Source organism: Caballeronia sp. HLA56, from assembly GCF_054655155.1.
In genome coordinates, this window is record NZ_BAAHOB010000003.1 from 1 (window position 1) to 20793 (window position 20793).

The window sequence follows — 20793 nt, forward strand, 5'->3', positions numbered from 1 at the left end:
GTTGCGGTCGTCGTCATGGTGCTGTTCGGGCGCAGCGCCGACAAGCGCGGCGAACGGCGCTTGCATGTCGCGGCCTTGCTGTTGATGGGCGCGGCAGGATTGTCGCTCTCGGTGCTCTGGCATGACAACCTGTGGCTCGGCATGCTTGCGCTGTGCATGGCCAATGCGGGATTGCTGTCGTTGCCGCCGCTTTTCTGGAGCATGCCGACGGCGGTGCTGGGCACGAGCGCGGCTATCGGCATTGCATGGATCAGCGCCTTCGGCAATCTCGGCGGCTTCTTCGGTCCTTATGTGGTGGGGTATCTGAAACAGCTTTCCGGCGGCCTCACGCTGCCGATTTTCTCGATGGTCGGTTGCCTTCTGCTCGGCTTCGTACTGGCGGTGATGTTGCCCAAGAGGCTCGTCAACCGTTGATGCGGATGCAACCGGCTTTCCAAACGACAACTCGAAGAGATAGAGCATGAAGCAACGCATCGGCATGATCGGTATCGGTCTCATGGGACACGGTATTGCGCGCAACGTGATGAAGCACGGCTACCCGTTGAGCGTGGTCGAGCATCCCGGCAACCAGCCGCTCGACGAACTGCTGGCGGGGGGAGTCAAGACCTTCACCACGGGCGAGGCGCTCGCGCGCGAGTCCGAGATCGTCATTCTGTGCGTGACCGGATCGCCCGAAGTGGAAGCGGTTCTGAGTGCGCCCGATGGCGTGCTCGCGGGTTTGCAGCCAGGCACCATCGTGATCGATTGCTCGACGGCCGTGCCCGCATCCACGACGCGCGTGGCCGAGCGCGTGACGCAGGCGGGCGGCCTCTTCATCGATGCGCCCATGACGCGCACCGCCAAGGAAGCGCACGAAGGACGTTTGAACTTGCTGGTGGGCGCGGACCCGGAATTGTTCGCGCGAGTGGAGCCGCTGCTGCACACGTTCGCGGAGAACATCACGCTGGTCGGCGGCACTGGCGCGGGACACAGCATGAAGTTGCTGCACAACTTCGTGTCGCTCGGCACGATTGCGTTGATCTCCGAGGCGGCTGCCTGCGCGAAGCGTGCGGGCGTGGACCCGCAAACTTTCGTCGATGTGCTCGCGAAGGGCGGCGGAGGCGGCGCGGCGCTGGAGCGGCTGCGGCCATCGCTTATCGACGGCGATTCTTCGAGCATGCCTTTTCATATGTCGAACGCGCTGAAAGACCTCGGCTACTACGTGACGATGGCCGGCGACACCCATGCCGTCGATGCCATTGCCACCGCCGTGCAGTCGACTTACGCGGCGGCGGTCGAGCTTGGGGGAGCGCACAGGACGTTGCTGGAGTTGCCGGGGTTGTTGGGTGATGCGGCTGCGGATTCCGAGCGACGTTGACGGCGTTGCTGGCCGCACATTGCGGCATGTAGCAGGCGGCGCGTGAAGCTCGTTTGATCGAACATTTCGCGCCGCCTCGAAAGAATTAATCAGCGACGCCTACCCGCAAAAGGCCGCCAGCAGCCCTTCTCGGCGCCCCTAGATCAAACATCGAAGTTTACAAATTCCCAAACACCCGTCAGAATTGCGCCCGTTCTAATGCGAATAGTTCGCATTTACGGCCAATAACTCGACGACGGGAATAGGGATGAAATCAGCACCACGGGGCAGTACAACCATCGGCAAATGGGCGATGCGCCCGTCCACACTGGCGACGCTCCTGCTCTTCGCCACCAGTCAATCGGCCCTTGCGCAGCAAAGCGACACCGGCTCATCGACATCCGGCAACGCCACCGAAGCCACACTCCCCGCAGTCTCCGTCAACGCTTCATCCGACACCGACCCAGGCCAGCATCTGCGCCGCGACGTCAGCACCGGCGCGCTCGGCACCCGCACGCAACTCGACACGCCCTACTCGACCACTATCGTCACCGGCGAAGAACTCGCGGATCGTCAGGCGAAAAAGCTCGGCGATGTCTTCGCGCAGGACGCATCCGTGTCGGACAACAGCAATCCGTACAACGCGTGGGCGAGCTATATCACCGTGCGCGGCATGCAACTCGACTGGCAGAACGGTTACAGGATCGACGGCCAGCCGTTCAACGCCTACGGCATCACCATGCCCTACGAGCAACTCGAAAGCGTCGAACTGCTCAAGGGCTTGTCGGGCTTCATGTACGGCTTCGGCGCGCCCGGCGGCGTGGTCAACTATGTGACGAAGAAGCCACCCGTCACGGATAAGCAGATCGCCAGCGTCGATGTCGGCTATGCGTCGACGGCCGTATGGTCCGAGCATGTCGACCTGGGTGGGCGTATCGGACCGAACAGCATGTTCGGCTACCGCTTCAACGCGACGCACGAGGAAGGCAAGACCTATAACGACGGCAACGTGCGCCGCGATTCGTTTTCCCTTTCCGCCGATGCACGCCTCACGAAAGACCTCACCGCCACCTTCGGCGCGCTGTATCAGGAACGCCATGCGTCGGGCATCACGACGGCCATCTCGACCGCGCAATACACGGGCGCCTCGTTGCCCGCGACGCTCAGTGGCGGCAGTAGCACGCTCGTCACGCCGGACCAGCATCTGAACACGAACTTGCAACTCTATACTGCCGGCTTGCGCTACAACCTGAATCAGGACTGGACGCTTTCGGCCTCATACAGCTTTAGCAAGAGCACGCGGTATCGGAACGAGAGCACGTACAATCTGCTCGATCCAGCGGGCAACTACGACGACTTTCGCTTCGAAGGCAAGGAAGGGCATCAGCTGAATGCGTGGCAGGTCATGGCCGAAGGTCTCGTAAAGACCGGGCCGCTGCAACATCAGCTCGTGTTCGGCGCCGCGTATCAGAAGCAAACCAACGACAACACCGCGAACAGTTTCTACGACCAGATCGGCACGGGCAACATCTATCAGCCGAACGTCAATCGCTACGACAGTTCGGGCTTCTACACCTATCGCAACGCGGACATCACGCAGAAAGCGCTGTTTGCAAGCGATACCATCGCGCTCACCGAACGCTGGTCGGTGCTCGGCGGCGTGCGCTATACGAATTACGAGCAGCACGGCTACGGTAACGACGGCACGACGACTTCGACTTACTCGCAAAACGGCGTGGTCACGCCGAGCGTCGCGCTGATGTTCAAGCTCACGCCGGGCACGACGCTCTATGCGAGCTACGTCGAATCGCTGGAAGCGGGCAATGTCGTCGGCGACTTCTACGCCAATGCCGGAGCGATCCTCAATCCGCTGCGCAGCAAGCAATACGAAGTCGGCGTGAAGAGTCAGAACGAGCGCTGGAGCGCGACGGCTGCGCTGTTCCGCATCGAGCGCGGCGCGCAATACGCCAATGGCGATAACGTCTTCGTGGAAGATGGCGAGTCCATCTTCGAAGGCATGGAAGCGGGCGCGGATGTTCGCATCGGCCGGGACTGGACGGTCGGCGGCGATCTGATGTGGATTGCGACGCACTACAAGAAAGGCTCGACATTCGACGGCAATCGCGTCGCGGGTGCGCCCGGCTTCGTCGCGGCGGCGCACGTGAATTATGCGGTGCCCGTGGTTCCGGGCCTGACGCTCGGCGCCAATGCGAAGTTCACGGGCAACACGAACCTGCGTCCGTCCGGCGATCTGAACGTGCCGGGCTTCATGATCTACAGCCTTGGCGCGACTTACACGACACGCATCGCGGGACATAACGTCGGCGTGCGCGCGGCTATCGACAATCTGACGAATCGGCGTTATTGGGAATTCCAATATGCCGACTACATTCAGCCTGGCGAGCCGCGCACGGTTTCAGTCAATGCGCGTCTGGAGTTTTAAGGAGGATCGGGGGCGTTGCAACCTGGGCGCCCCTTCTCGCCTTCACGCTCAAGCGACCGGAATGGGATTGTCCGTCACGAACTGATTGAACTGCTCGACGAACGCATGTTCATTCGGTCCGGCGTTATCGCGCAGCGGCTTCGCGGCATCGACCACGACTTCCGTCGTCGCTTCCGGCAGCTTCTGCATGATTTCGGCGATGAACGCTTCCAGCTGCATCGCGCGCGGATCGCCGCTCTTGTGGACCAAGTCCGTGTCCACCCACGGCGGCGCGATCTCCAGCACGCGCACGCTCGAATCGCGCAGCACGAAGCGTTGCGACATCGAATACGAATGGATTGCCGCCTTGGTTGCCGAATACAGCGCGGTCGCGGCGAGCGGCACGAACGCGAGCACCGAACTGTTGTTGACGATATACGCCTGTTGCTGCGTCTTCAGATGTTCGACGAACGCCGCGCTCACGCGCACCGTGCCGAGCAGATTCGTGTCGATGAGGCGCACCGCGGCTTCATCGTCGAGCGCGCCGCCTGCATCGTCGAACGGCATGATGCCCGCGTTGTTGATGACGACATTCAACGCCGGATACTTTGCGATCAATTGCGCGGCGACGCTGCGAATCTGCGCGGCGTCGGCGATATCGAGTTCAACCGTGTCGATGCCCGGATTCGCGCTTGCGACTTCATCGAGCAGCGCACGGCGCCGTCCCGCGACGATCACCTGATTGCCGCGCTGATGAAACGCTTCCGCCAACGCGCGGCCAATGCCCGAAGTGCCGCCCGTGATGAAGATGGTATTGCCCGTGGTTTTCATGGTCAGTCCAAATGTGGAAAAGAGAACGATGGTTCAGGCCGCGTAGCGCGCGGCGGGTGCGTTGGTCGACAGTTCAGGCGCCATCGCCTGACGCGCGGCTTCGTACGCCTGGTACTTGGCGCCGTCGTGCAGCGAGGGAATCGTCACCAGTTCGCCGCGCTCGAAGCCGATTAGCGAGGCATCGACCATGTCGGCCGCCGACATCACGATTGCCGGGTCCAGATTGGCGATAGGGAGCCCGCCGCTTTCCCAGAAGTCCGTCGCCGTCGCGCCTGGCAACACGGCCTGCACGCGCACGCCTTTCGCCGCGAGTTCGTGATGCAGCGACTGGCTGAAGGCCAGCACGAACGCCTTGGTGCCGCCATAGACGCCGTTGAGCAACTCCGGCGCAATACTCACGATAGACGCGATATTGATCACCGCGCCCTTGCCGCGCGCGACGAAGCCCGGCACCGCCGCATAAGTCAGGCGGGTGAGCGCGGTCACGTTGAGGTCGATCATGCGGGTCATTGCATCGACGTCGCTGTCGAGCAAAGGCGTATGCGTACCGACGCCCGCGTTATTCACCAGCAGCGTGATGCTCGCGTCGTCCTTCAGCTTCGCTTCGACACGCGCGAGCGCCGTGCGGTCGTTGAGATCGGCATCGATGATCTCGACGCCCTTCTGCGTTTCATTACTGATACGTTCGGCTAGCGCGGCAAGCTTCTCGCGGTTGCGCGCCACGAGGATAAGGTCGTAGCCCGAACGCGCAAGACGCTCGGCATAGACCGCGCCGATGCCCGACGATGCGCCCGTGACGAGGGCCGTGCCGCGATGGTTCTGGGACATGATGTCACTCCGGTTCAAATGGTGGTGGTGAATCCGTGAGTAGATTCTGCGCGGAATTGACCGCGACCGAAATGACGTATATGGTCGTGTTTTCGGACACACGACTTTTTTCGGACATCAAGGACGAGGAAACATGCACAGCATCGGCTATTTGTTGAGCGACGGCTTTCAGGTGATGGCAATCGCGTCGCAGTCGGTGTTCGAATACGCCAACCACGTAGCGGGCGAGCCCTTTTATCGGATGGCCAACTATTCGGCGCACGGCGGCGAGGTGTGTTCGTCGTTAGGCATGAGCGTCGGCACGCGCCGGGTCAGTGCGCGTGCCTCCGTGGACACATGGATCGCGGCGGGCGTGAACACGCCGCTCGACACGCCGCCGCCTCAAGAAAAACTGGCGTTCCTGCGTCGCACGGGTACGCGGGCACGGCGCATCGCGGGCATTTGCACGGGCAGCTTCGTGCTCGCGGAAGCCGGGCTGCTGTCGAACCGGCGCGCGACCACGCACTGGTTCTACGCACGCGAGATGCAAAGCCGCTTTCCCGATGTGCGCATCGAGGACGATCGCATTTATATCGTCGATGGTCCTATCTGGACGTCTGCGGGCATGACTGCCGGTCTGGATCTCGCACTCGCGATGGTCGAAAAGGATCTCGGCCCGGACGTTGCGCGCTCGGTCGCGCACAAGCTCGTGATGCCGCAAAGGCGTTCGGGCGGCCAGTCGCAGCATTCGGAGATGCTCGATCTCGCGCCGAAATCAGACCGCATTCAAAATGCGCTCAACTATGCACGCAAGAATCTGGGCCGGCCGCTGACGGTCGAGGAACTCGCGGGCGAGGCGAATCTCAGTCCGCGTCAATTCAGCCGCGTGTTCACGGAGGAGACGGGGCAATCGCCTGCGAAGGCCATCGAAGCGTTGCGGCTGGAAGCAGCGCGCCTGATGATCGAAAAAAGCCGGCATCCGCTGGAAACCATCGCGAAGGAAACGGGGTTTCGGGATCGCCGGCATATGCGCGAGGCGTTCATGCGCGGGTTTGGCTTGCCGCCGCAAGAGGTCAGGCGGCGGATTTAGCGTTGCATAGGCAGGCTAATCAGCGCGGCGCGGATACGACTTCGAGCGCCGCGAGGTTCGAAACATAGCGCCCGGCCTTGCCGTCGTTGGGGATCACGAGGCGCGCAAAACCGGTGGATGTCAGCGGGGCGCCATTCATCGCATAAGCGACGATGTCGGGCTGATTGCCAAAGTCCGGCGACAGTTCGGCAAGAGAAATCACGACGCGATAGCCATCGCTGCCGGTTGCGATCACGTAGAAGCCGAGCAAGTCGTTTTTAGTCGCAGTGTTGGTCTGGATGCCCGCTGCGTTGATCAAGTCCCACAGGCTCACGCCCGTGTAGCTATTTCCGCCAGCCGTGCGCGTGACGGCAGGCAGCGCCTGCAATGCTGCCGTGTCGAAAGTCGCCGGGTGATTCAGCGCACCGAGAAGCTGGAACTGCGTCGTGAGACCGCCGCCGCTCGCTGTGACCGTGGACATCGCGGAATGGACTTCGAGCTTGACGAGGTTCGAGACGTATCGGCCGCCTTTGACGTCGCCGGGAGCAGTGATGCGCAGTGGACCGTCCGTGCTGTTGAGAGCCGCGCTCGCGCCGTTGAGCGTCTCGGCGTAGGCCACCAGATTGCCGCGATTGCCGAAGTCCGGACTCAGTTCGCCCATTGCGAACAGCGCGCGATAGTTGTCGCTGCCGGTCGCCACGACATACTTGCCCAGCACGTCGTTGTGAACCGCCGAATTGACGACGATGCCAGCCTGGTTCAACACGGACCACACCGTCGCGCCGGTGTAGACGTGGCTTTGCTGGCCCGTGCCGCTGCCGAAGGAAACGGTTTGCGTGGTGGCCGGAAGTGCCTGGATCTGCGCGAGTGTGAGATTGCCCGGCGTGGCGACTTCACCGGACACGGACAAGGTCGCTTTCGGTGCGGGTGGCGAGTCGTCGTTGCCGCCGCAGGCCGTGACCGCGAACGGGAGCAACGCGAGCAAAAGCAGCAGCGAGGCAAGACGCTTGAAGTCGTGTGCAAAGCTCATCGGTGAGGTCCTTTATTCCGGGATCGTTATCGTCGATATATCGGCTCGCTATATCTACGCCGATACAACGCATAACGCTTACAGAATCGAAGGGAAATGGCAATGGGTAGTAGCAACTAGGAACAACGATGGGCGTATTGGTCATACAGAGCGGCGCCGACCGAATTCCAAAAAAGCCGGCCGCGCGAGCGTTCGCAACGGCGCGTTGAATCACGGCCGGGTTCGGGAACGCAGTAATACTGGTAGCATCCACCCTCAGCCCGCACCCCGCCTTCCGGCAAGACAATGACAGACTCAACCGACCGCACCGTCTCGCTCGGCCCGCTTCCCTATGTCGTGGCCGCGACGTTCTTCATGGAGTATCTCGACACCACGATCATCGCGACCGCGCTGCCGCAGATGGCGCATTCGTTCAGTACGAGCCCCAATGCGCTGAGTCTCGGCATGAGCGCCTACATGATCGCGCTCGCCATCTTCATTCCCGCAAGCGGCTGGGTGGCGGACCGCTTCGGCTCGCGCAGCGTGTTTTTCAGCGCGATCGTGACCTTCACGCTGGCGTCCTTGCTCTGCGGCATCTCGCAGAACGTGGAGCAGTTCACGGCGGCCCGGGTTCTGCAAGGCATCGGCGGCGCGTTGATGGTGCCGGTCGGCCGCTTGACCGTGGTGCGCAGCGTCGACAAGAAGCAGTTGATGCAGGCCATCTCCACCATCACGTGGCCGGGCATCGTCGCGCCGGTGGTCGGGCCGCCCATCGGCGGCTTCATCACCACGTATGCATCATGGCGCTGGATCTTCCTGCTGAATCTTCCGGTGTGCCTCGTCGTATTGCTGGCCGTGCTGAAGTGGGTGCCGAATCTGCGCAGCGGCGAACGCCGGCCGTTCGACGTAGCCGGGCTCATCCTGAGCGGCCTGTCGCTCACCGCCATCCTTTATGGCGCCGATATGGCAAGTCAGCCGGATACCAATCCGTGGGTCGGACTGGCCGTGATCGCGGTTGGTCTCGTCATCGGCGTGATCGCTTATCGGCATGCGCTCGTCGCGCGGCATCCGCTCATCGACGTGACGACGCTGCGTATCCCCACGTTCTCGGTGACCGTGGTGACAGGCACGTTTACGCGTATCGGCATCGGCGCCGTGCCTTATCTCATGCCGCTTCTGTTTCAGATCGGCTTCGGGCTGTCCGCGTTCAAGTCGGGCTTGTTACTGCTTGCAAGCGCTCTGGGCAATCTCGGCATGAAGGCGCTCACGACCGGCATCCTCAAGCGCCACGGCTTCAGGAACGTGGCGATCATCAACTGTGCGGTATGCGGGGCGTTCACCATTGCATGCGGCCTGCTCACGCCGGCGTCGCCGCTCGTACTCACGCTGCTCGTGATCTTCGTTTATGGCGTGACGCGCTCGATGCAGTTCACGTCGCTCGCCACGCTCGCTTACGCCGATGTACCGACGCAGCAAATGAGCGCCGCCAACACGATGTGGAACGCGGCGATGCAAATGAGCATCGGGCTCGGCATTGCATTCGGCGCGTTGGCGTTGCGCACGGCATCGGCTTATCACGGCAAGGACGGCGCGCGCGCGCACACCTTCACACTCGACGACTTCCGCCTTGCGTTTCTCGCTGCGGGCGTGGTGACGCTCGTGTCGATCTACGGCTACGTGAAGCTCTCGCGGGATGCCGGGCACAAACTCAGCGGCGCATCACGATGAAGCCCGCCGCATGAGCAGCGATAAAAAAAACGCCCGCGACGGACCTGTCGCGGGCGTGTTCCATGGCGGGTCATTGACGACTCTCTGCCTACCGGAGAAACACCGCGCGTCAGGAACGGGGTGTCTCTGACACGACCCTCGGTGATGTCCCACAGTATGGGTCTAATAAACGCAATGACATAGGTGAATGCCCGCGCTGACGGTCGATACGGCACCGTTCACCACGAATTAGATGTCGTCCTCCATTCGCCCCGATGATTGCAATGCCGTAAGAGCCTGAATGATCGCGAGATGCGTCAACCCTTGGGGCAAGTTCCCGAGGTACTCGCCGGTTTGCGGGTCCGCCATCTCAGGGTAGATTCCGACGCCATGCGCGAGCGCTTCGATGACCGCATCGAAGGCCTTGGTCGCGCGGTCTTTCTGTCCCAGCAACGCGCGAGCTTCGATCTGCCAGAACGTGCATGCGAGAAAACATCCTTCTTCTTCCGACGCACGGCTGTATCGATAGTGATATGCGCCTTCGCCCAGTTCGCGTTGAATGGCGTCGAGCGTACGTTCGGCGCGTTCCTTGCCGTCATAGCGAAAGCGTGTGGCGAGCGCCATGGACGCGTCGAGCTTGTCGCTGCCCGGATACATCACATATGCGCCCTTCTCTTCGGACCAGCCATGTTCGTCGATCCATTGCTCGATGCGATCGCGCTCACGCGCCCATCTATCGCGGCATGTGGTCGGCAACTGCCCGCTATCGGCCAGTTCGACCGCACGCGCGAGCGCTTCCCACGCGCTGAGTTTGGACATCGTGTAATGCTGCGCTTCTTCGAGTTCCCAAATGCCCGCGTCCTTGAGACGCCAGCGGTCGGCGCATTGATCCGCGAGACGCGAGAGCGTCTGAGCGCTCTGTGAATCGAGGATATTCCCCGCGCGCACGAAAACCGCGGCCGTTCCAAAAATATCGCCGTAAATGCCGTGCTGATGCTGATTGGTCGCGGCATTGCCTGTGATGACCGGCGCAGAATTCATGTAACCAGGAAGGCCGGTCTCGTGCACATCCGCGACGACGTCGCCCGACAATGAAAACAACACGCGCGCGCCTTGCGTCTCGATCCGCTTCAGCAGCCACGTAAAGGCCGCCTTCGCTTCTTCCTGCGCATTCATGCGCAAAAACGCCTTGATGGTGTAGCCCGCGTCGCGTATCCAGGCGTAGCGATAGTCGAAGTTCTTCTTGCCGCCAATCCGCTCGGGCAACGATGTAGTCGCGGCCGCTGCAATCGCGCCGCTCGGCGAAAAAAGCAAGAGCTTGAGCGCAAGCGCGCTGCGAATCAGAAGCGGCCGATACGGCCCGTCATAGCGCAGCTTCGTGGTCCACTCGCGCCATTCGTTGTCGGACTTGTCGATGCGCCTGTCGATATCCTCGATTGGCGGCACGACGAGCGGCTCGTCTTCGCCCGCGACGATCGCCACGGTCTCGCGCTGTCCCTCACGCACGACCACATGCGCGACGACACCGGCATCCGCGCGTTCGTCGACGACCACACCTTCGCTATGCAGAAAGAGCCCCAACACGCGGCCCGCATGAAACACCGCGCGTTTGCCGATCATCGAACAATACGGATTGATCGTATCGTCCTGACGCCCGAAGACGATGCGCAAGTCGAATCGCATCTCGCCCTCGATGCCTTCAATGCGCCGTGCTAACTCGGCCCAGGGGAGTCTGCCCGCGCCGCCGCTGTTGTGCGACTCGACCAGCTTCGCACGGCCCGACGCGGTGGTGAAGACGGTCTCGAGCACGTTGCTGTCGTCGCGATAACGCCGCTCGACTTCGAAGGCTTCGGCGGGCGTAATGGCGAAAAAACCGCCTGTTTGCGGGTTCAGCAACCGGTCGAAAAGCGGCGGCGAGTCGATGCTCGGTACGCACCACCAGTCGATCGATCCATCCGCTCCGCTCAACGCAACGGAGCGGCCATCGCCTAACGCGCCGTAGGCATCGAGCGGCAGAAAGCCATCGGCGTCACGTCGAGTCTTCTCTTTGCGCGAATTCAATTTTTAGGCACCTTGTCGATGCCTTCGGCCGGATTGCTCGTGTTCACGAGTTCCGGCGACTTCACGGCGCGCAGCGTCTGCAATTGCGCGGACGTGTCGATACGCCGTGTGCGCACGAACGGATCGAGCTTGACCGGTCCACCGGTTTCGAGCGCCTTGACGATGCCTTCGATCACGCGCACATCGGCGAAACCTTCTTCCGCGTCGGGCTCCGGATGCGTGTCGTTCAAGATGCACTCCGAGAAGTACTTCATCTCGCCGCCGAAGTGGTCCGTGTTCTTGAACGAATGATTTTCTTCGTCCTGGCCAATGGTCACGGCCTGTTCGAGCGGCTTGCCGTACGTATAGCACGGCTGCATTGCGATGCTTCCCTTTGTGCCGACAGCAAAGAACGACTCCAGTGCGTTGGCCGCATACGACACGACGAACTGCGCGAGCCGGTCGCCGGGAAATTTCAGCGTGACCGCGACGGTGTCGTCGAAATCGCCGAGACCGGCTTCCGGATGCCGCACGCCGACAGCCGAAACAACCTCGGTCGGCTCGTCCTCGAACACGTAGCGCGCGGCGTTGAGCGGATACGGTCCCATATCGAAGATCGGGCCCGCCGTGATGCCGCTCGTCGCGCGATGGTTTGCCGGGTCCACCTTCTGCACGAACGTGGACGTGAAAAGAATGATGTCGCCGAGCTCTCCCGAACGAATGCGTTCGATGGTCGACAACGTGCCGGGTTCGAAATGCAAACGGTAAGCGACCATCAGTTTCGCCGTCGATGCCTTCGCGGCTTCGATGATCGCCTGACATTGCTGCGTGGACACTTCCAGCGGCTTTTCGACGAGCACATGCACGCCCGCTTTCAGCGCCGGAATGACGAACTCCGCATGGCGCCAGTTCGGCGTGGCAAGGTAGATGGCGTCGACGTTGCCGGAGGCGAGCATCTCATCGAATTGCTCATAGCCATAGGTATGCGCTACATCGTATTGCTCGCTCAATTTGTGCGCCTTCTCGGGATCGCTCGTAACGAGCGCGGTGATCTCCGAGTTATCCGTGTGACTCACGCCGGGCATCATCGCTTCCTGCGAGATGTCGCCCAAACCTACGATCGCATAGCGGACTTTCTTGCTCGAACCCAAACCTACTGCGGACAAAATACTCATCGTTGCGCCTCTTTTGGAGAGTGACGGTGACGGACAGGCATGCGCCCGAACGCCGGCCGTGAGACTCAGGGAAGGCGCAACTTTTGTTCCAAGGGGTTAATTTCGTGCGACGGTTACGAACGGCCAATCAATCCGCGGCCGGCTTCATGAGCAACGTCAACACCGACTCGACCGCGAGCATCCGCTGCTTCTTGCGTGTCGACTTTTTGGCGAAGTCGACATCGAACAGTGTGCCGAACGTATGCCGGTTCGACACGCGATAGATGCACAGCGCGCTGATCAGATAGTGCAAATCCACCGCGCCGATGTCGCGTCGGAACGTACCCGCCGCAATGCCGCGATGGAGAATGCTCGTCAGCGTTTCGAGCACCGGACGATTCGTCGCCTTGATGGTCGGCGACTTCTTCAGGAACGCGGCGTTGTGTATGTTCTCGATGCTGATGATGCGGCTGAACACCTGATTGTTCTCGTGAAACTCGAACGTGTTCTCGATATAGCGCGAGAGCAACTGCTCGGCCGGACTTTCTTGATCGAGGCGCGTGGCTTCCTCGGCATCGCGGATCAACGAATAAACGTGCTCCAGCACCGCGAGATAGAGCCCATCCTTGTTCGTGAAGTAGTAGTAGATCATCGCTTTCGATACGCGCATGCGCTCGGCAATCGCGTCCACACGCGCGCCCGTGTAGCCGTGCAGCGCGAACTCTTCCGTGGCGATTTGCAGAATCTCGGCGCGCGTGCGCACAGCGGCCAGATCGCGCTGATTCGCCCGCTTCGGCTCGGGCGCGGGAACGGGTTCGTAGGTATCGGATGGCATCGGATCGTTCAAGTGGATGGCTGGCGACTGGGGTTATCCCCAAGTGTCCATGTTTCTCCATCGATTAATCTACCACCACCGATTTAACGAACCTACTAGTTAGTCAGTGAAATCGAGGAACGGACGAAACATCGGAGGCGGCAATGAAAGTCTGCGTGACGGGCGGCAATGGCTTTATCGGTGCGTGGCTGGTCAGACGCCTGCTCGCCGAAGGACAAACGGTGCGTGTGTTCGACCTGAATCCGCCGGGCAAGCTGATTCGTGTGCTGCTAGGTGCATCGCTTGAACGCGTGGAATGGTTGCAAGGCGATATCGGCGATACCCGCGCGGTCGATCAGGCGCTCGCGGCTTGCGATGCCGTCGCGCATTTCGCCGGCGTGCTCACGCCCTTCTGCCAGAACGATCCGGTGCGCGGCGCGACCATCAACGTGATCGGCACGCTGAACGTCTTCGAGGCCGCGAAGAAGCACGGCATCGCGCGCGTGGTCTACACGAGTTCGGCGGGCGTCTACGGACCGAAGCACGCGGCGTATCCCGAACCGACCACGCACTACGGCGCATTCAAGCTCGCCACGGAAGGCTGCGCGCGTAGCTATTGGTACAACGCCGGTCCGGACGGACGCGCGGTGGCCAGCGTGGGCTTTCGTCCATTCGTGGTCTACGGTCCGGGGCGCGAAGACGGCGCAAGCGCGGGCGTAAGTCTCGCGTGCCAGGCGGCGGCGCGCGGCGAGCTCTACACGATTCCCTTCACCGGCCGCACCGGCATGATCCATGTCGACGATGTCGTCGAAGCCTTCTGGGCCGCGCTCACGCGCGTGGTCGAAGGCGCGCATGTCTTCAATCTATGCGGCGACGTGCAGAGCACCGATGCGCTCATCGAAGAGATCGGCAGGCAAGTGCCCGGCGCGCGTCTTTCCGCCAGCGGCGCGCCGTTGCCGATTGTCGCGGACCTTCCGCCCGACGACTTGAACCGCGTGCTTCCCGGCTTGCCCGTGACCTTGCTCGCGGATGGCGTCGCGCGCTCGCTCGCGTTTTTCGCCAAGCATGACACGCTCGAAGACGGCGCTGAAAGCGCCCAGGACATTCAACCCATCAGCCTGAACGCCTGACGCCATGACGCATTTGCTCTCCCTTGCGCACCTGACCCTGATCGAACTCACGCCGCCGGAAATGATCGAGGCCGCCAGCGCGGCGGGCTTTCGTTCGGTGAATCTGCGGCTTGCGCCCGTGGCGCCCGGCGAGCATCAGCATCCGATGATCGGCGCCACGCTCACGCCGATGATGCGCGAGACCCTCGCCCGCATGCGCGATCTGAACGTAGCCGTGCACGATGTCGAAATCGTGCGCCTGCTGCCCGATACCGACATCGACGCGCACGAGCCCTTGCTTGCGGCGGCCGCCGAACTCGGCGCGCGTCACATGCTGGTTGCGGGCGACAGTCCGGACGAAGCGGCCATCGCGGATCGCTATGCGCGACTCTTCGAACTCGGCGCACTACACGGCATTGGAATGGGGCTCGAATTCATGCCGTGGACAGGCATCAAGAACATGGCGTCCGCGCGTCGCGTGCTGGCGCTTGCGGGCACCGGCTCGATCATCGTCGATTCCATGCATGTCGATCGTTCGGGTGGCAGCGCGGAGGAAATCGCCGCATTGCCCGCGAACCAGCTCGCGTATTTTCAGTTATGCGATGCGCCGCGCGAACGCCCGACGACCGACGCCGAACTCATCTTCCAGGCGCGGCAGGCGCGCTTGCCACCGGGCGATGGCGGTATCGATCTGCGCTCGATGGTCCGCGCGCTGCCGCCCGACACCGTGATATCCGTCGAGATTCCGATGCACGGCTTGCCGAATCTCGCGCCGCCCGTGGAGCGTGCGCGTGCGTTGCGCCGTGCAAGCGAAGCGCTCATCGCCGAAGCCGCCGCTGCGGGTCCGCTTGCCGGCAGGCGCGCAAATGTGACGAGTTACTGAGGCCACATGTCGACGCAATGGGATCGAGAAGCGGACTTCGTGATCGTCGGTGGCGGCAGCGCGGGTTGCGTTTTGGCGAACCGGTTATCGGCGAGCGGCGCGCATCGCGTGCTTCTCATCGAAGCCGGCCCGCGCGACCGTCATCCGATGATCCATATTCCTGCTGGCTTTCTTTCGCTGATCGAGCATCCGGTTCTGAGCTGGCGTTATCGGTCGGCGCCGCAGCCGCACATGGATTCGCGCGTGATCGCTTATCCGCAGGGGCGCATGCTCGGCGGCACCGGGTCGATGAACGGCATGCTCTATGTGCGTTCGGCCAGAGCGGAACATGCGCGTTGGGTCGATGAAGGTTGTGCGGGCTGGTCCTTCGACGACATCCTGCCCATCTACGAACAGATGGAGAATGCGGGCGGTGCGAGCCCGGCGAACGTCTTGCCGGTGAATGATTTCATGGAGACGCATCCGCTCAGTCAGGCGTTTCTCGATGCGTGCGGCCAAACCGGAATGACGGTCCGCGCAAGTCATAACGGCGTCGAGCGCGAAGGCGCGGCGCCGTTTCAGCAGAATCGCGCGGGACGGTTTCGCGCGGGGCCGGCGCAGACGTATCTTCGGGGTATCGGCAAACGGGCGAATTTCGGGTCGATGACCGACACGCTTGCCGAACGCATTCTCTTCGATGGCACGCGTGCGGTTGGCGTGCAGGTGTCGCAAGCGGGACGCACGATCAAGGTTCGCGCGCGTGTCGAGGTGATCGTGGCGTGCGGAGCGATCCGCTCGCCGCATCTATTGCAGTTGTCGGGCATCGGGCCGGGCTCGCTGATGCAGAAGCTCGGCGTGAACGTCGTGCACGAGAACGACAACGTCGGCGAGAATCTGCGCGATCACTATTCCGTGCGTGTCACTCAACGCGTGCGCGGCCAGTCGACCTTCAACGAACGCACGCATGGCGTCGCGCTCTTCAAGGAACTGTCGCGCTATGTGGCGGGAAAGGGCCTGCTTACTTGCGGCGCAAGCACGTGCGCCGCGTTTGCCCGCAGCAGCGCTGAAGCCAACGCGCCCGATCTGCAACTGAGCTTCGCGCCCGCGAGCTTCGAGCCGGGCACGTATGCGCTCGAACGAGAGCCGGGCATGACACTCGCCATCTATCAGTCGTACCCGCATAGCAAGGGGAGCGTGCACGCCGCTTCGACCGATGCTCACGCGGCGCCCGTCATCTCTCCACGCTACCTCACGGATGCGCGCGATCAAGCGGCCGTCGTCGCGGGCCTCAAACTTGGCCGCAAGATTTTTTCGATGACCGCGCTTGCGCGATACATCGAGCACGAGACGCTGCCGGGCGATAACGTCATCGCCGACGATGCGCTCCTCGACTATGCGTTGGCTCGTGGTGTGTCGGGGTATCACTTGGTCGGCACGTGTCGAATGGGCGGCGGCGAAGATTCCGTGGTCGATCCCCGGCTTCGCGTGCGCGGCGTGCAAGGCTTGCGCGTGATCGATGCATCCGTTCTGCCCGGTTGCACGTCCGGCAATTCGAATGCGCCGACGATCATGGTGGCGGAAAAAGGCGCGCGGATGTTGATGGAGGATGTGGGCGAATCGAGATGACGACGTTGACTATCGTCGATGTATGACGTCATCGACGAAATGGGCCACGGGATGCCTGAAGCTGGCTAACGATCGAACATCGATGCATGAGATAGGCGTCGCATGGGGGCTGGCTTTGCGGCTTCTCATGCCGAAAAAGCCCCTCACTTGATGCCGGCCTGCTCTATGCGAATTGAAAGCCTGCGGCACGCTGTTTGCTGCCTAACAGGCAAGCAGGCGGCATTCGTCTGTTTCCATATTCCAATCCCTTAAAGGAGACGGATCATGAGCAAAGCAATCAGCACTTTAGTCGCGGCCGTCGCCGCACTCACCCTGTCGGCCGGCGCTTTCGCGCAGTCAGCAGGCGGCTCGAACGGTGGCGCAGGGTCCTCCGGGAGCACGGCCAGCCCGGCAAATCAGGTGAACCGCGCAACGGGCGGCTACGGCACGCCGGGCGTGACGAACTCGGACAGCGGCATGGGCGCCCGCGCGCCGAATTCGGGGCTTCCTAGCGGCACGAACGGCACTTCGACGTCGGCCACGAGCGCACCGAAGACCAATAACACGCTGGCTACCCCGAGCGTGGTTTCGCCGGCAGCGGGTCAATAACCTGGCGTGAAGATAGCGGCGAGACAGCATCGTGCGCCGCGTGAAAAGGCCGCTTTCCTCAGGGAGTGCGGCCTTTTTCGTTTGATCACGCGAAAAGCGATTTCCAGTAATCGGAAAAACATTTCAGCAACCGTGTAAAAATTTTAGTGCCGGTCATTGGGCTGGCGACAGGCTTCCAAAGCACTTAGGAAATTCATGTTCCTTGCCGATATACAGGCATGAAACCCAACGACCCATTTCCCACCGGATCATACGAACTGCGCTTGACGGACGCCGACCTGGCTCACCTGCGCATCGTCATTCCGGACGAAGTGCGCGATCGAAACCGCGTGCTGCCGCTTGCATACTGGCGGCGGCGTGTCATGCAGATTCTGGAAACGAGGCATCTGGTGCCCGCGCAATTGGCCGTCGCGTCAGCCTTGCTCGCGCAGATCGATTCAGCTGTCGAGACTGAAACGCCGCTTGCGAAGGCGAGTTGAACGCTCACACGCCTCACACGCTTCACACCGAAACGCTGCCACACAGTGTTGTCGATGGATGACACTATGCTCCGCTCTACTCTCCCCTTTTCCGCTTGAAAGCCAAGCCCGGACTACATCGGCATATCTTATGCATTCGCTTCGGTAATCCTGAACAGACCGCACTGCCTCATAACAACGACCATGGCATCGGAAACCGAACTGGAAGACTGGCGCCGCGCCGCACAAAAGCTGGAACTGGCCGTGGCGAGCGCCGTGGTGGGACAGCGTGAAACCATCCATCTAATCAAGATTGCGCTCTTCGCTCGCGGGCACGTGTTGCTCGAAGGCGGCGTCGGCGTTGGCAAGACGACCTTGCTGCGCGCCTTCGCTCGCGCGACCGGCGGCGACTTCGAACGGATCGAAGGCACCATCGACCTGATGCCGGGCGATCTCATCTATCACACCTTCGTCGATGCCGACGGCAAACCGCGCATCGATCCCGGTCCGCTCTTGCGGCACGGCGAAGGTCTGACCACGTTCTTTTTCAATGAGATCAACCGGTCGCGCCCGCAGGTTCAATCGCTCCTGCTTCGGGCGATGGCCGAGCGTTCCGTCTCCGCCTTCGGCCGCGAATATCGCTTTCCGCATATGACGGTGTTCGCGGACCGCAACAAGGTGGAGAAGGACGAGACCTTCGAACTGGCTTCCGCCGCGCGCGACCGCTTCCTGTTCGAACTGAACATGCCGACGCCTTCGGACACCGATGTGCGTCGCGCGCTCGTCTTCGATCCCGCGTTCCATGACGCCGATGCGCTCATCGAAAGCGTCCCGTCCGCCGTGATCGATTCGACGCGTCTCAACGATATCGGCGCGGCGATCCAGCGTAGCGTGACGCTCAGTCCGAGCATGGAAAGCTACATCCTGAAGACCTGGGAGGCCACGGAAACGCCTCAGCGCTTCGACATTCAACTGGACGGCGTCGACATGGAGCGGCTGATCCTTGCCGGCGCAAGTCCGCGTGGCATGAGCGCGCTGGTGCGCGCCGTGCGCGTGAACGCCTGGCTCGACGGCCGTCTGCACGCCATTCCCGAAGACGTTCATACGGTGCTGCTGCCCGCGCTCGGTCATCGCGTGTTCTTTACGCCCGTCTATGAGATGCGTCGGCAGGAACTCGCCGAGGCATTGACCGCGACGATCATGCGGAAAATCGCGGTGCCGTGATGCCATGAAGAACCCAGTCGAATTCCACTATCGGCTGCCGGGGCGCGCCAGCGGATTCCGGCCTGGCTCGCATCCCGGCACGAGTTTCGGCGCGGGGCAGGAATTCGCGATGCACGCGCGTCTCTTCGATCATCCCGACCCGCGACGCCTCGACTTGCGCGCAAGCCAGCGCTCCGTGCCGCCGCAGTGGCTCGTGCGTCTGCATCTGCAGCGGGTCGCGGTGCCGGTGCAAGTCGTGGTGGACGTATCGGCATCGATGCTCTTCGGCGCAAAGCGTTCGAAGCTCGAACTAGCCGCCGATTTCGTCGAAGCACTCGGCTATAGCGCGTTTCGCGCGGGCGATCAGGTCGGCATGCTCGCGTTCGACGAGCAGGAACGCGAAGACCTCTTCATGCCTGCGCGACACGGACGCGGCATCGGCGACGACATGGCGGCGCTGCTGCGCGGTTTCGAAGGGGCATCGCACGCCACGCCAGAAAACGCCGGGCTGGAGCGCGCACTCGAACGTCTTGCCGGGCGTCGCGGTCTCGTCTTTCTGGTCTCGGATTTTCATTGGCCGCTCGACCGTATCGACACGGCGCTGGATCGTCTCGTCAGCGCGCAAGTCGTGCCGATGGTCATCTGGGATACGGCCGAAATCGAGCCGCCTGCGCAAGGCCGATTTCTCTCGGTCCGCGATCTGGAGACCGGCAGAAACCGCACGCTTTGGCTGCGTGCTCGCGTGGTTCGGCAATGGCGCGATAACGTCGCCAAGCGGCGCCACGATTTGAAGACGGCCTTCGGCAGACGCGGCGCGTATCCCTTCTTTGTCGAAGGCGCCTTCAATGCCGAAGCCCTCTCGCGCCACTTCCTGGAAACGTCCGCATGATGCGCGGCAACCGGGCGATGATCCTCGCGTTCATGCTGATCGTCTTCGGTCTGATCGGCATAAAACCGGCGCGAGCCGAACAGACGGTCAACGCGACGGTCGAGCAGCCGCGCGCCTTCGGCCACGTTCTCGGCGATGTCTTGACGCAGCGCGTCCTCTTGAGCACCGACGGCCACGATGTCGCCTTGCCATCGGCCGGGCGCGTGGGCGTGTGGTTCGAGCGCCGTGCGTCGCGAATCGTCAAGGACACGCAGGGCCGCTCGTGGCTGGTGCTCGAATATCAGATAACCAACGCGGCTCAGGCTCTCACGAACATCGAACTGCCCGCGCTCGAATTGAGGCCGGTTGCGGGCGCGGTGCTGCGCGTGCCTGCATGGCCGATCAGCGTCGGGCCGCTGACGCCGCGCGCCTCGTTTCGCGCGGGCGATCTGCAAGCGCTCAGGCCCGATCGGCTCGTCATTCCCGTGGATGATCCGGCGGTTCATCGGCGCATGATCGTCATGCTTGCGTTGCTGCTCGTCACGCTCGCAAGCTGGGCCGCGTGGTGGTGGTGGTCGAGCCGCCGCGATGCAAGGCAACGTCCGTTCGCTCGCGCATGGCGGCATATACGCACCGATGCCGATGCGAACGACGATGCCTGGGTTCACGTGCATCGCGCGCTCGACGAAACGGCCGGGCAAGTCGTGCTTGCGGCATCGCTACCGACGTTGTTCATGCGCGCGCCGTATCTGCAATCGATGAAGCCGCGACTCGAAGAGTTCTACACGCGCTCGCAGGAACGCTTCTTTGTCCGCGATGCCGCTCCCGCGCCGTTCGACTTGCGTGACTTCGCGCGTGCGCTGTATCGGGCCGAGCGAGGGCAATGACCT

The 20793-nt window shown here is 62.3% G+C and carries 19 protein-coding genes; 13 read left to right on the top strand and 6 right to left on the bottom strand.

Features of this window, described 5'->3' with window-relative positions; genetic code table 11:
- From ACYQ47_RS11955 to ACYQ47_RS11965, 3 genes are all read left to right on the top strand, one after another.
- Positions 1–414, top strand: a 414-nt coding sequence (locus ACYQ47_RS11955) for an MFS transporter (protein WP_459905495.1), incomplete at its 5' end; no start/stop codon positions are given.
- A gap of 46 nt (positions 415–460) precedes the next feature.
- The gene (locus ACYQ47_RS11960) at positions 461–1357 is read left to right on the top strand and encodes an NAD(P)-dependent oxidoreductase (protein WP_459905496.1); all 897 of its coding nucleotides are present in this window, start codon (positions 461–463) and stop codon (positions 1355–1357) included.
- 292 nt (positions 1358–1649) lie between these two features.
- Positions 1650–3779, top strand: a complete 2130-nt coding sequence (locus tag ACYQ47_RS11965; protein ID WP_459905920.1) for a TonB-dependent siderophore receptor — start codon at positions 1650–1652, stop codon at positions 3777–3779.
- Between the two features lie 48 nt (positions 3780–3827).
- Here the strand turns inward: ACYQ47_RS11965 and ACYQ47_RS11970 are convergent, their stop codons facing one another.
- Together ACYQ47_RS11970 and ACYQ47_RS11975 are read right to left on the bottom strand one after the other, a co-directional pair.
- A complete protein-coding gene (locus ACYQ47_RS11970) occupies positions 3828–4589 on the bottom strand; it encodes an SDR family oxidoreductase (protein WP_244831502.1) in 762 nt (253 codons plus the stop codon).
- A gap of 33 nt (positions 4590–4622) precedes the next feature.
- On the bottom strand, positions 4623–5417 hold the full coding sequence (locus tag ACYQ47_RS11975) for an SDR family NAD(P)-dependent oxidoreductase (protein WP_250528220.1): 795 nt from the start codon (positions 5415–5417) through the stop codon (positions 4623–4625).
- A 133-nt stretch (positions 5418–5550) separates the two neighbouring features.
- Between ACYQ47_RS11975 and ACYQ47_RS11980 the strand changes: the two genes are divergently transcribed.
- Positions 5551–6486, top strand: a complete 936-nt coding sequence (locus ACYQ47_RS11980; protein WP_459905497.1) for a GlxA family transcriptional regulator — start codon at positions 5551–5553, stop codon at positions 6484–6486.
- 19 nt (positions 6487–6505) lie between these two features.
- Here ACYQ47_RS11980 and ACYQ47_RS11985 read toward each other — a convergent pair whose 3' ends face one another.
- The gene (locus ACYQ47_RS11985; protein ID WP_459905498.1) at positions 6506–7495 is read right to left on the bottom strand and encodes a molybdopterin-dependent oxidoreductase; all 990 of its coding nucleotides are present in this window, start codon (positions 7493–7495) and stop codon (positions 6506–6508) included.
- 285 nt (positions 7496–7780) lie between these two features.
- Here ACYQ47_RS11985 and ACYQ47_RS11990 point away from each other — a divergent pair, with 285 nt between their 5' ends.
- A complete protein-coding gene (locus ACYQ47_RS11990) occupies positions 7781–9202 on the top strand; it encodes a DHA2 family efflux MFS transporter permease subunit (protein ID WP_459905499.1) in 1422 nt (473 codons plus the stop codon).
- 228 nt (positions 9203–9430) lie between these two features.
- Here ACYQ47_RS11990 and ACYQ47_RS11995 read toward each other — a convergent pair whose 3' ends face one another.
- The 3 genes from ACYQ47_RS11995 to ACYQ47_RS12005 form a co-directional block, all read right to left on the bottom strand.
- A complete protein-coding gene (locus tag ACYQ47_RS11995) occupies positions 9431–11242 on the bottom strand; it encodes a glycoside hydrolase family 15 protein (protein ID WP_459905500.1) in 1812 nt (603 codons plus the stop codon).
- Complete coding sequence (locus tag ACYQ47_RS12000; protein WP_459905501.1) at positions 11239–12396, bottom strand: Gfo/Idh/MocA family protein; 1158 nt, start codon at positions 12394–12396, stop codon at positions 11239–11241. The genes ACYQ47_RS11995 and ACYQ47_RS12000 overlap by 4 nt, the downstream gene beginning before the upstream one ends.
- A 127-nt stretch (positions 12397–12523) precedes the next feature.
- Complete coding sequence (locus ACYQ47_RS12005; RefSeq protein WP_459905502.1) at positions 12524–13210, bottom strand: TetR family transcriptional regulator; 687 nt, start codon at positions 13208–13210, stop codon at positions 12524–12526.
- A gap of 143 nt (positions 13211–13353) precedes the next feature.
- Between ACYQ47_RS12005 and ACYQ47_RS12010 the strand changes: the two genes are divergently transcribed.
- The 8 genes from ACYQ47_RS12010 (at position 13354) to ACYQ47_RS12045 (ending at position 20790) form a co-directional block, all read left to right on the top strand.
- On the top strand, positions 13354–14319 hold the full coding sequence (locus ACYQ47_RS12010; RefSeq protein ID WP_244831522.1) for an NAD-dependent epimerase/dehydratase family protein: 966 nt from the start codon (positions 13354–13356) through the stop codon (positions 14317–14319).
- Between the two features lie 4 nt (positions 14320–14323).
- Complete coding sequence (locus tag ACYQ47_RS12015; RefSeq protein ID WP_459905503.1) at positions 14324–15181, top strand: sugar phosphate isomerase/epimerase family protein; 858 nt, start codon at positions 14324–14326, stop codon at positions 15179–15181.
- A 6-nt stretch (positions 15182–15187) separates the two neighbouring features.
- Complete coding sequence (locus tag ACYQ47_RS12020; RefSeq protein WP_250494819.1) at positions 15188–16786, top strand: GMC family oxidoreductase; 1599 nt, start codon at positions 15188–15190, stop codon at positions 16784–16786.
- A 264-nt stretch (positions 16787–17050) separates the two neighbouring features.
- Positions 17051–17374 (top strand): hypothetical protein, encoded by a 324-nt coding sequence (locus ACYQ47_RS12025; protein WP_244831533.1) that lies wholly within the window; start codon positions 17051–17053, stop codon positions 17372–17374.
- Positions 17375–17592: 218 nt separating this feature from the next.
- Positions 17593–17853 carry a hypothetical protein gene (locus tag ACYQ47_RS12030; RefSeq protein ID WP_244831535.1) on the top strand — a complete coding sequence of 87 codons (261 nt, stop codon included), beginning with the start codon at positions 17593–17595 and terminating at the stop codon, positions 17851–17853.
- A gap of 183 nt (positions 17854–18036) precedes the next feature.
- Positions 18037–19056, top strand: coding sequence for an AAA family ATPase (locus tag ACYQ47_RS12035; protein ID WP_459905504.1), 1020 nt, complete (start codon positions 18037–18039; stop codon positions 19054–19056).
- Positions 19057–19060: 4 nt separating this feature from the next.
- Positions 19061–19924, top strand: a complete 864-nt coding sequence (locus ACYQ47_RS12040; RefSeq protein ID WP_459905505.1) for a DUF58 domain-containing protein — start codon at positions 19061–19063, stop codon at positions 19922–19924.
- Entirely contained in the window at positions 19921–20790 is an 870-nt protein-coding gene (locus ACYQ47_RS12045) for a hypothetical protein (RefSeq protein ID WP_459905506.1), read from the top strand. The genes ACYQ47_RS12040 and ACYQ47_RS12045 overlap by 4 nt, the downstream gene beginning before the upstream one ends.
- Positions 20791–20793 lie beyond the last annotated feature (3 nt).

What these genes read in the sequence shown, in the direction of transcription:
- ACYQ47_RS11960 (WP_459905496.1), top strand. Translation starts at nt 461, where the DNA reads ATGAAGCAACGCATCGGCATGATCGGTATCGGTCTCATGGGACACGGT.
- ACYQ47_RS11965 (WP_459905920.1), top strand. Translation starts at nt 1,650, where the DNA reads ATGCGCCCGTCCACACTGGCGACGCTCCTGCTCTTCGCCACCAGTCAA.
- ACYQ47_RS11970 (WP_244831502.1), bottom strand. Translation starts at nt 4,589, where the DNA reads ATGAAAACCACGGGCAATACCATCTTCATCACGGGCGGCACTTCGGGC.
- ACYQ47_RS11975 (WP_250528220.1), bottom strand. Translation starts at nt 5,417, where the DNA reads ATGTCCCAGAACCATCGCGGCACGGCCCTCGTCACGGGCGCATCGTCG.
- ACYQ47_RS11980 (WP_459905497.1), top strand. Translation starts at nt 5,551, where the DNA reads ATGCACAGCATCGGCTATTTGTTGAGCGACGGCTTTCAGGTGATGGCA.
- ACYQ47_RS11985 (WP_459905498.1), bottom strand. Translation starts at nt 7,495, where the DNA reads ATGAGCTTTGCACACGACTTCAAGCGTCTTGCCTCGCTGCTGCTTTTG.
- ACYQ47_RS11990 (WP_459905499.1), top strand. Translation starts at nt 7,781, where the DNA reads ATGACAGACTCAACCGACCGCACCGTCTCGCTCGGCCCGCTTCCCTAT.
- ACYQ47_RS12000 (WP_459905501.1), bottom strand. Translation starts at nt 12,396, where the DNA reads ATGAGTATTTTGTCCGCAGTAGGTTTGGGTTCGAGCAAGAAAGTCCGC.
- ACYQ47_RS12005 (WP_459905502.1), bottom strand. Translation starts at nt 13,210, where the DNA reads ATGCCATCCGATACCTACGAACCCGTTCCCGCGCCCGAGCCGAAGCGG.
- ACYQ47_RS12010 (WP_244831522.1), top strand. Translation starts at nt 13,354, where the DNA reads ATGAAAGTCTGCGTGACGGGCGGCAATGGCTTTATCGGTGCGTGGCTG.
- ACYQ47_RS12015 (WP_459905503.1), top strand. Translation starts at nt 14,324, where the DNA reads ATGACGCATTTGCTCTCCCTTGCGCACCTGACCCTGATCGAACTCACG.
- ACYQ47_RS12020 (WP_250494819.1), top strand. Translation starts at nt 15,188, where the DNA reads ATGTCGACGCAATGGGATCGAGAAGCGGACTTCGTGATCGTCGGTGGC.
- ACYQ47_RS12025 (WP_244831533.1), top strand. Translation starts at nt 17,051, where the DNA reads ATGAGCAAAGCAATCAGCACTTTAGTCGCGGCCGTCGCCGCACTCACC.
- ACYQ47_RS12030 (WP_244831535.1), top strand. Translation starts at nt 17,593, where the DNA reads ATGAAACCCAACGACCCATTTCCCACCGGATCATACGAACTGCGCTTG.
- ACYQ47_RS12035 (WP_459905504.1), top strand. Translation starts at nt 18,037, where the DNA reads ATGGCATCGGAAACCGAACTGGAAGACTGGCGCCGCGCCGCACAAAAG.
- ACYQ47_RS12040 (WP_459905505.1), top strand. Translation starts at nt 19,061, where the DNA reads ATGAAGAACCCAGTCGAATTCCACTATCGGCTGCCGGGGCGCGCCAGC.
- ACYQ47_RS12045 (WP_459905506.1), top strand. Translation starts at nt 19,921, where the DNA reads ATGATGCGCGGCAACCGGGCGATGATCCTCGCGTTCATGCTGATCGTC.